At 35.7% G+C, this 4,315-nt stretch carries 4 protein-coding genes; all 4 read left to right on the forward strand.

Annotation, left to right across the window (positions count from 1 at the left end; translation table 11 throughout):
• The coding region (locus RCH56_RS07440) for a Smr/MutS family protein (protein WP_306484343.1) at nucleotides 1–742 on the forward strand (742 nt) is incomplete at its 5' end.
• A 9-nt stretch (nucleotides 743–751) separates the two neighbouring features.
• A complete protein-coding gene (gene argS, locus RCH56_RS07445; RefSeq protein ID WP_306484344.1) occupies nucleotides 752–2,449 on the forward strand; it encodes an arginine--tRNA ligase in 1,698 nt (565 codons plus the stop codon).
• Nucleotides 2,449–3,150, forward strand: a complete 702-nt coding sequence (locus tag RCH56_RS07450; RefSeq protein WP_306484345.1) for a hypothetical protein — start codon at nucleotides 2,449–2,451, stop codon at nucleotides 3,148–3,150. Before argS ends, RCH56_RS07450 begins: the two co-directional genes overlap by 1 nt.
• A gap of 4 nt (nucleotides 3,151–3,154) precedes the next feature.
• Nucleotides 3,155–4,252, forward strand: coding sequence for a lipopolysaccharide assembly protein LapB (locus RCH56_RS07455; RefSeq protein ID WP_306484346.1), 1,098 nt, complete (start codon nucleotides 3,155–3,157; stop codon nucleotides 4,250–4,252).
• Nucleotides 4,253–4,315: the final 63 nt, after the last annotated feature.

Consider the following 4,315-nt stretch of genomic DNA (forward strand, 5'->3'; position numbering starts at 1 on the left):
AAGCTATAAGAGAGAAATAGCTAAAATAAGAAATGAGCTTAAGGAAAAATCCAAAAGACTTGATCAGAAGGAAGAAGATATCTTAAGAGAGGCCGAAGATAAGGCTAACAGCATCCTAGATAAGGCAAATAAGAGAAGTCAAGACATGCTCAAAGAAGCCAAAAAGATGAGAAATGCCAATACTTCCGACATAGATAGGTCTCTAAACAAAATTAGGCATGAATACAAAGAAGGAAGAATAGAAAGAAAAGGGGAAGGCCTTTACACCAAAGAGTCTAAGAATGCACCAGATAGTCTAAAGGTGGGGGACACTGTCCTAATAGCAGGACTTAACGAAAAGGCAGAAGTAATCGAAGCCCCTGATAAGAAGGGCAATATCAAGGTGCAAATGGGAATTCTTAAGATGGACTCTAATATCAAAAACGTAAGTAAGATTAAAGGCGACAATCAAACAGAAAAAAACATCAGAAAAGTGTATAATACTAAAAAAGCCATGCATATCTCTCCAACCCTAGACCTTAGGGGACAAAGATATGACGAAGCTATGAGAAATCTAGATAAATACCTTGATGATGCAATGCTTGCAGGTCTTTCTAAGGCCAAGATCATTCATGGAAAAGGAACTGGCGCCCTAATCAAGGGAGTTGGAGAAATTCTAGAAGGTGATAAGAGAATTGAAGATTACCGTTTCGGCGATGACAAAGAAGGCGGATACGGTGTTACTATAGTGAAATTTGGATAGAGAGGCAAAATGACAGATTTTAAAGAAATAATCGCAAAACAACTAGAGAAAATGGACCTAGGCCTAAGCTTTGAGGAGATTTATAAGCTAATAGAAATCCCACCTCAAGATAATATGGGAGATTACTCATTTCCTTGCTTTAGCCTAGCTAAGACTTTAAGAAAGAACCCTGCCATAATAGCAGAAGACTTGGCCAAAGGATTTGACCTAGACGGGTTTGAAAAAATAGAAAACCTAAACGCCTATCTTAACTTCTATGTCGATAGGAAGGTCTTTGAAGAAGAAATCCTAAAGGAAATCCTAGAAAAGAAAGAAAAATACGGCTCATCAGATAAGGGAAATGGCAAAAATATTGTCATAGATTTCTCTTCTGTAAATATAGCCAAGCCATTTCATATAGGCCATATCAGGTCGACTGTAATAGGAGATGCATTAAGAAATATCCATGATTTTTTAGGCTACAATACCATAGCAAGTAACTATATAGGAGACTACGGTACTCAATTTGGAACAATGATTGCAGCCTATAAGCTTTGGGGAGATGAAGAAAAGCTTAAGGAAAATCCAATTAAGGAACTTCTAGCCCTTTATGTAAGATACAATAGTGAGGCGGCAGATGATGAAAAGATGATGGATGATGCTAGGGCTGAGTTTATGAATCTTGAAAGCGGAGAAGAGGAAGCGACCAGACTTTGGAAGCATTTTAAGGAAATTTCCTTCAACGAATTTGATAGAGTCTACAAGATGCTTGATATTGATTTCGATAACTACAATGGAGAAAGCTACCACTCTGAATTTATCCCATCTGTAATAGAAGAGCTTAAGGAGAAAGATCTCTTGGTAGAATCCGACGGGGCCTATATTGTCGACCTATCAGAATTTGACCTACCTCCATCAATTATAATCAAGTCAAATGGCTCATCAGCATACATTACAAGAGATATAGCAACAGCCATTAATAGGAAGAAAGTCTATGACTTTGACAAGAACCTATATGTAGTAGCAACCCAGCAAAACCTCCACTTCCAACAACTTTTCGCAATCCTAAAACTTATGGGCTACGATTTCTATGACGATTGCAAACACATTCCATTCGGCATGGTAAGCCTTAAAGATCAAACCCTATCTACAAGAAAGGGCCAAGTGGTCTTTCTAGAAGACGTACTAAATAAGGCTATCGATAAGACTAGAGAAATCATGGAAAATCGCGATAGTAAGATTGAAAATGTGGGGAAAGTAGCAGAAATTGTAGGAATTGGAGCAGTTAAGTTCCAAGAACTCTACAACAATAGAATCAAGGACTATGTATTCGATTGGGATGAGGTCCTAAACTTTGACGGAGAAACTGGACCTTATGTACAGTATACCTACGCAAGAGCTAAGTCAGTTCTAAGAAAGGCAGACTTTAAGGAAAATACAGAAATATCCTTCGATAATATAACAAGCGATGAAGAATTCGCCCTAGTGAAGGCTTTAGGTAATTTCAAAGACGTAGTAGCTAAGGCTGCTGATAAGTACGAGCCATCATTAATAACAAGACACCTAACAGAAATAGCTAAAAACTTCAACAAATTCTACAATGCCTGTCAAATCAATGTAGAGGATGAAAAGATTAAAGAAGAAAGATTAGCCCTAAGCTATGCGACATCTATTGTCATAAAAACAGGACTAGGACTACTAGGGATTAAGACTGTGGAGCAAATGTAATGAACGATAGAATAAAGGACTTTATCCAAGTCTCATCCTATGCCTTTAGAAATACCTTGATTAAGATGAGAAAGCTATATCTAACCTTTATCTTCGTATTTATTAGGATATTTCTCGAAGGTAAAAATGTCTTTGGTTTTATAGGTGGCGGAAGCTTTGTCGGAATTATCAACTACCTTATAGATGTTGTATGTATTTGCTTTATAGCTCAAAGCTTAAGATCTGTTGTAGTCTATGGAAATACAGGCAAGAAATCTATAGGGAATTCTGTGTCCAATTTCCTTCAACCTTTGCTTAGTTCTATGTTTTACCTATACATCCTAAAACTATTCGTAAATCTATTAACTATGCAAACAACCCCTAAAGGAGAGCTTATCCTTATAATTCTTGTCAAAGTCCTAAGCTCAGCCCTAATAGAGGAAGTATATATAAATAACAAGACAGGCCTCGATGCTCTCAAATCTTCATTTAAGTTTGTAGTAGATAACCCCCTAACATATGGAATCTACTCGTTAATATTCATAGTAATAGAAAGTATGATAAGCCTAAATATGGGTGGGGCAAGTATAATGGGAATAGATAACCTACTTGCAAGTCTAATAGTAGGAGCTATCCATACATTTTTCTGCGTATTTAGAGGTCATTTATTCAAATATATTGACGAACATCCATATAGACAAAGGAAATTTATGAGAGGATAACAATTTGAGATTAGACGATTACTTTAGAAAATATGTTGACAAACTTGGATATATAGAATTAAAGGAAAATGCTAGCTACGAAAAGCTAAAAGACCTACCTCTACCAATTTATCTTAAGGATATGAAAGAAGGACTCGAAAATGGAGATATGGCCAATAAAATTAACCTAGACCTAATCCTTCAAGGTATGCTAATCAATATCGGAGCTGACAAAGACTTCCTTCATAATTACGAATATATCAATGTTTTAAACCATTATCTTAAAGAAGTAAGTGAATATGCTTCACAAAAAGCTATATCAATAATGGAAGAAGACTACGATAAGGCCCTGGTTCTACTAAGAGGGGCCTATATAATAGATCCAGAAGAAAAGTTTACCGCCTACAATTACGCAAGACTCTTATGGCCAAAAGCCTACGAAGAAGATATCAAGGAAAAAGACGACTTCGTAAGAGAAGCTTTAAGAATCCTCCAAGAAATAATTGGAAAAGAAGAAGACTTTGCTATAGCTTATTATGAACTAGGAAATATTTATGCCAATTTAGGAGAATACTTGAAAGCGAGAAACTACTACAACAATGCTTTAAGTAAAACAACTTCATCCATAGCCCAGGATGAAGTAAGAGATAGGCTAAGAGAGATAAATGATAATGCAGATATAGAAGAAGCCCTTTACTTTATAGGGAAAAGTAACTACAACGAAGCTATAATCAAGCTTACAGAAATCTTATCCAAACACAAAAGAGCGGATGCCTACTACTATCTAGGTGTTGCATATCAAAACTTGGGCCAATACGAAAACTCCATTATAGCCTTTAGCAACTCATTAAGTGAAGGAGCAGAGTTTAGAGAACTGTATAACGATTATGCAATTAGTCTATATCTAAACAAGGAAATAGAAAAAGCCCTAACAATTATTAGAGAAGGACTTAAAAAATACCCAGAAGATCCAAGACTATCTTATAACAAAATTCAAATAAATCTTAGCTTAGGCAACATTCCAGAAGTGAAAAAGGATATGGATAATCTCTTAACCTTCGATGACCTAACAGATGAAATAGTAGAAAATCTTGCTATAATGAAAGAACAATTTCATTTATAGTTAGGATGAAATCGCCGTTTAAAAGAAATCGGCGATTTTTTTAATAAAAAATTTGACAAAAGG

The organism is Anaerococcus sp., assembly GCF_030825785.1.
In the GTDB taxonomy this organism is placed as follows: domain Bacteria; phylum Bacillota; class Clostridia; order Tissierellales; family Peptoniphilaceae; genus Anaerococcus.